This is a genomic window from Flavobacterium sp. (genome assembly GCF_036405015.1).
Lineage (GTDB): Bacteria > Bacteroidota > Bacteroidia > Flavobacteriales > Flavobacteriaceae > Flavobacterium.
This window is the reverse complement of sequence record NZ_DASWYK010000144.1, coordinates 1-4,790: the sequence shown is the minus strand read 5'-3', so window position 1 is coordinate 4,790 and position 4,790 is coordinate 1. Positions and strand designations below refer to the sequence as shown.

The following is a 4,790-nucleotide window of genomic DNA, read 5'->3' as shown; positions in this document are numbered from 1 at the left end:
CGTTTCTCACGCTATGAACAAAACTAAGAGAAAGTTTTCTGTAAACTTAGTTAAAAAGCGTTTTTATCTTCCAGAAGAAGATAGATGGATTACTCTTAGAGTAGCAGCATCTACGATAAAAACAATTAATAAAAATGGAATCACTGCAGTTTTGAAAAAAGCGCAGTCAGAAGGATTTATCAAATAATCTTTTCCTAAATAAATATATAGCAAGATGGCAAAGAAAGGTAATAGAATCCAAGTAATTTTAGAATGTACTGAGCACAAAACTTCTGGTGTTCCAGGAACTTCTAGATATATTACAACTAAGAACAAAAAAAATACTCCAGATAGATTAGAGATTAAAAAATTTAATCCAATCTTGAAAAGAGTAACTGTTCACAAAGAAATTAAGTAATAATTAGAGATTTTTATAAATCTCAAATGGTTTGGCCATTCGAGTTTTATGAAAAGTTCAATAACATTTGAATCATGGCAAAGAAAACCGTAGCATCGTTACAAACAGCTTCTAAGAGATTGTCAAAAGCCATCAAAATGGTAAAATCTCCTAAAACTGGTGCATATACATTCGTAGAATCTATTATGGCTCCTGAAGAAGTTGATGAATTCTTGAAAAAGAAATAATTACAATTACATTATATAGAAAAGCTACTTTCATTTCGGAAGTAGCTTTTTTATTACCTATATTTGTCTAAAAATTTAAAGAATCGTAACAATTGACTGTTTTTTGAAAAACAATTGCACTTTCTTTAAAGATTTGGATTTCCTGACTGAAGATCATGAAATCTAGTAAATCTAATAATCTACAAAAAATGAGTTTTTTTAAAAAATTATTCTCTACCGAAAAAAAAGAGACTTTAGACAAAGGTCTTGAAAAAACAAAAACTACTTTTTTCTCGAAGTTAAGCAAAGCCGTTGCTGGAAAATCTAAAGTTGATGACGATGTTTTAGATAATCTGGAAGAAGTTCTTGTAGGTTCAGATGTTGGAGTAAATACGACATTGAAAATCATTGAGAGAATTGAAAAACGTGTTGCTGAAGATAAATATTTAGGAACAGATGAGTTAAATCAGATTCTTCGTGATGAAATTGGAGCTTTGTTATCTGAAACAAACACTGGTGAAGCAACTGAATTTGAAGTTCCGAAAGATAAAAAACCTTATGTTTTAATGGTTGTGGGAGTAAATGGAGTTGGAAAAACAACTACCATTGGAAAATTAGCCTATCAGTTTAAAAAAGCAGGACATAAAGTGGTTTTGGGTGCGGCAGATACTTTTCGCGCGGCAGCAATTGATCAATTGCAAGTTTGGGCAGATCGTGTTGGGGTATCAATTGTGAGACAAAATATGGGAAGCGATCCAGCTTCTGTTGCTTTTGATACTTTACAGTCAGCTGTTGCTCAAAATGCAGATGTAGTAATTATTGATACAGCAGGACGTCTTCATAATAAAATCAATTTGATGAATGAGCTTTCAAAAGTAAAACGTGTTATGCAGAAAGTGGTTGAAGATGCGCCACATGATGTACTTTTAGTTTTGGATGGTTCTACAGGTCAAAATGCTTTTGAACAAGCAAAACAATTTACAGCAGCTACAGAGGTTACTTCGCTAGCGGTAACTAAATTGGATGGAACTGCAAAAGGAGGAGTTGTAATTGGTATCTCGGATCAGTTTCAGATTCCAGTAAAATATATCGGTGTCGGTGAAGGAATTGAAGATTTACAAGTTTTCAATAAATATGAATTCGTTGACAGCTTCTTTAAATAAAATACCATGAATTTTGAATCTTTGAAAAACATCTCTTCGATGGCTCTGTATTTCGCGAGTATTGTATGTTTAGCTTTGGCAAATGTATTGAAAAAGGATAGCCTTTCAATTTATTATATTTTGATGGTGGCTGGAGTGATTTTGTTCTTTTTAGGAGTTCTTAAAAGAATAAAAAATAATCGATAGTTGAAAAAAAAATAATTTTTTGAGCTTGAGATTTATGAAATATTGTCTTTTGTTTTTGCTATTTAGTCTTTTCTCTTGTGTAGATAGAAATAGTAAAAATGAGGTTAAAGCTCAAAAAGTTATCGTTATTCAGCCTTTAGGCGATTTTCAGCAGAAGCAAGCTCAAAAGGTTTTTGTTGAAATTAAAGCGATTAATCCGAAAGTTGTTTTGTTGGGAAATATTGAGTTTCCCGAAGGATCTTTCTATAAACCTAGAAATAGATTTCGTGCTGATAGTATTATTAAAAATCTAAAAAATAACATTGGTAAAGATTCTGTCATTGTTGGATTGTCTCATTCTGATATTAGTACAACCAAAAACGGAATTAAAGACTGGGGAATAATGGGATTAGGTTACAGGCCAGGAAAAGCTTGTGTTGTATCTGATTTTAGATTATCCAGAAAAAATAAAAATGAGCAATTTTACAAGTTGGTTTTACATGAATTGGGGCACACAGAAGGATTGCCTCATTGTAAAATAAAAACTTGTTTAATGCGTGATGCCGAAGGTGGCAATCCATTTGATCAAGAAAAAAGCTTCTGCAACGACTGCAAAAGCTTTTTAAAGAGTAAAGGATGGCAATTAATTTAAATGCCATTTTTTGTTATTATTGATACAAAGCATTGATTTTCTCCCATAAAACTTTATCGAAATCAGATAAAGCCAGATTAACATTATCGGCTGCATCTCCCATTCTGATTACGACCATTTTCTTGCTTGGAACTACATAGATTTTCTGATCGTTTTTGCCTAAAGCCATAAACATATCACTTGGACCTGTTGAAATTACACTACCTTGAAATGTGAGTTGCGATTGTGGTAAATGATAAGATGTTTTTCCGTTTAACCACCATAAATAACCATATCCTAAATTGATATTTTGAGAAGTTGAAGTGGCTTCACTAAAATAATTTTCGTTTAAAACTACATTATTTTCCCATTTGCCTTTGTTTAGCATTAAGAGTCCAAAACGAGCCATACTTCTTGTTGTGCTGGTGTAAACGCTATTTACGCCAAGTTGAACCCAAGTTCCATTCATGCCAATTTTGTCTCTTAATTTAGTGTTGAAATAGTTTGACCAGCTTTGCCCACTCGCTTTTTCGATTACATCTTGCAGTTTTACATAAACATTATGATATGCCCAGCGTGTTCCAGCATCTGCTTTGTATATTAAATCTTGCGGATCTACATCGTCTGTAGCGTCATCAAGGCCAGATGTCATAGTTAAAAGATGTTTGCATGTTATTAGGTTTTCTTGTGCTAAAGTTTCGCTTGTCCAGCCTGTTCCTAAATACTGAGAAACTTTATTGTTTATATTTAGTAATCCTTCTTGTTGAGCGATTCCTGTAACGGTTGAGGTTAGTGTTTTTCCTGCGCTAGCCCAATACCAGTTTATGCTGGCGGAATGGTTGTTGAAGTAATTTTCCAGAACAATACGTCCGTTTACTAAAATAATGAAAGATTTGGAATGTTTGAGTTCGAGATAATCTAAAAGAGGTTGGACAGCATTTTGATTCCATTTTAGATCAGTTATTGATTTTGTTTCCCAGATTGTTCCTGTTACAGGTGGGAAATACATGCTTTCTGATGGTGTTGTGTCAGATTCTGTTGAATCTTTAGTACAGCTTATAGATAATAGAGCAATTACTATGACATAAAAGGTTTTGGCCATGTTTTTGTTTTTTGGTTTGGGGTATGACCAAAAATAGGCTAAATAGTTTAATTCCTTCTAGAATTATTTTTTTTCTAAACTCTTTAATGATACATGATTAAGCTCCTCGTTAAGTTCCCATTTTGTTCCGTCAGTAAAAACAATGTAGTATGGCCTTATTTCAATAATTTTATCTGCGTCTGTAGAAAAATCTTCCCAGAATTCAGTTTTTGATTGTTTTGGTTTTAATAAATGGATGGAATTTTCTGTAAATCTCCCTTTTCCATAAAAATATCTTCCATTTGCTGGTTCGTCAAATGAATTTGAGCAAAACCATTCAAATTTTATTGCTTTTATAGTTTTTTTTCCTAGGTTTTTAAATGTTATTGTAATGTCTTTATGGTCTGAGTAATTGTTTTTGAGTAATGTAGCCTTTGTTATTTTAATTGGTGAAGTTTGTAGAGTATTTTTTGTTGTTGTAAGGCTATCTTGTAATTCTGTATTTGCTAGTGTAAGATGAAGTGGTTTTTTGAATTCTGAATGATTATGCTTGCATTTAGGTTCTGTTGGTTTGCCGCATTTAAAAAATAGCAGGATTGTACTTAATAGTATGATCGTTATATTTTTCATTTTTAATTCAGAAATAGAAGTTTAATCTTTTGGATAATTACGGGATAAAGATCTTTAAATTCTAATCTAATTTTAGCCTTAATAAGTTTTTATGTTATTAAAATAAGGTGATATTGTTGTTTTTGGCCAATAAAATGTTCTTTTTTAATGAAAGAATTAATGAATAAACTGTTTCTTTTGATGATTATAAAACTACCTTTGTAGTCCGACAAAAATTTCTTTTGAAAACTGAAACGCTAGCCCTGATGGGAGCGGCATCCTTTTGCTTTTTTCTTTAAAAAGCAAAAGATACAGCGGACAGCAGGTTTTTGCTTCTTATTAATACAATAAAAAAATATGAAAAACACTTTTATGATTTTGGTCTTGTCTCTTTTGTTTGTGAGCTGCAAACAGGAAATAAAACCTGCAGATATTGCTAAATTAAATGGTTATTGGGAAATTGAAAAAGTAGTTTTTGAAAAAGGAGAACAGAAGGATTACAAGATGAATGAGACTTTTGATTTTTTTCAAATTAAAA

General features: G+C 31.8%; 7 protein-coding genes and 1 pseudogene. 6 read left to right on the top strand and 2 right to left on the bottom strand.

Annotated elements, in window-relative coordinates:
* The 5 genes from rpmB to VGE71_RS11010 all read left to right on the top strand — a co-directional run.
* Positions 1 to 187 (top strand): 50S ribosomal protein L28 (gene rpmB / locus VGE71_RS11030; RefSeq protein WP_331138377.1); only part of this gene is annotated, 187 nt, incomplete at its 5' end.
* A gap of 27 nt (positions 188 to 214) precedes the next feature.
* A complete protein-coding gene (gene rpmG / locus VGE71_RS11025) occupies positions 215 to 397 on the top strand; it encodes a 50S ribosomal protein L33 (RefSeq protein ID WP_008253902.1) in 183 nt (60 codons plus the stop codon).
* Positions 398 to 471: 74 nt separating this feature from the next.
* The gene (locus VGE71_RS11020; protein WP_070261881.1) at positions 472 to 624 is read left to right on the top strand and encodes a DUF4295 domain-containing protein; all 153 of its coding nucleotides are present in this window, start codon (positions 472 to 474) and stop codon (positions 622 to 624) included.
* A gap of 188 nt (positions 625 to 812) precedes the next feature.
* Positions 813 to 1,766 (top strand): signal recognition particle-docking protein FtsY, encoded by a 954-nt coding sequence (gene ftsY / locus VGE71_RS11015; protein WP_331138376.1) that lies wholly within the window; start codon positions 813 to 815, stop codon positions 1,764 to 1,766.
* 220 nt (positions 1,767 to 1,986) lie between these two features.
* The gene (locus VGE71_RS11010) at positions 1,987 to 2,583 is read left to right on the top strand and encodes a Zn-dependent protease (protein ID WP_331138375.1); all 597 of its coding nucleotides are present in this window, start codon (positions 1,987 to 1,989) and stop codon (positions 2,581 to 2,583) included.
* A gap of 16 nt (positions 2,584 to 2,599) precedes the next feature.
* Here the strand turns inward: VGE71_RS11010 and VGE71_RS11005 are convergent, their stop codons facing one another.
* Positions 2,600 to 3,664, bottom strand: coding sequence for a serine hydrolase (locus VGE71_RS11005; RefSeq protein ID WP_331138374.1), 1,065 nt, complete (start codon positions 3,662 to 3,664; stop codon positions 2,600 to 2,602).
* A gap of 63 nt (positions 3,665 to 3,727) precedes the next feature.
* The gene (locus tag VGE71_RS11000; RefSeq protein WP_331138373.1) at positions 3,728 to 4,273 is read right to left on the bottom strand and encodes a hypothetical protein; all 546 of its coding nucleotides are present in this window, start codon (positions 4,271 to 4,273) and stop codon (positions 3,728 to 3,730) included.
* A 336-nt stretch (positions 4,274 to 4,609) separates the two neighbouring features.
* Here VGE71_RS11000 and VGE71_RS10995 point away from each other — a divergent pair.
* Positions 4,610 to 4,790 (top strand): annotated as a pseudogene (locus tag VGE71_RS10995) (hypothetical protein); the annotation flags it as partial.

Excerpts from the sequence above, each read along its gene's own strand:
- VGE71_RS11000 (WP_331138373.1), bottom strand. The coding sequence starts at position 4,273 with ATGAAAAATATAACGATCATACTATTAAGTACAATCCTGCTATTTTTT.
- VGE71_RS11005 (WP_331138374.1), bottom strand. The coding sequence starts at position 3,664 with ATGGCCAAAACCTTTTATGTCATAGTAATTGCTCTATTATCTATAAGC.
- rpmG (WP_008253902.1), top strand. The coding sequence starts at position 215 with ATGGCAAAGAAAGGTAATAGAATCCAAGTAATTTTAGAATGTACTGAG.
- ftsY (WP_331138376.1), top strand. The coding sequence starts at position 813 with ATGAGTTTTTTTAAAAAATTATTCTCTACCGAAAAAAAAGAGACTTTA.
- VGE71_RS11010 (WP_331138375.1), top strand. The coding sequence starts at position 1,987 with ATGAAATATTGTCTTTTGTTTTTGCTATTTAGTCTTTTCTCTTGTGTA.
- VGE71_RS11020 (WP_070261881.1), top strand. The coding sequence starts at position 472 with ATGGCAAAGAAAACCGTAGCATCGTTACAAACAGCTTCTAAGAGATTG.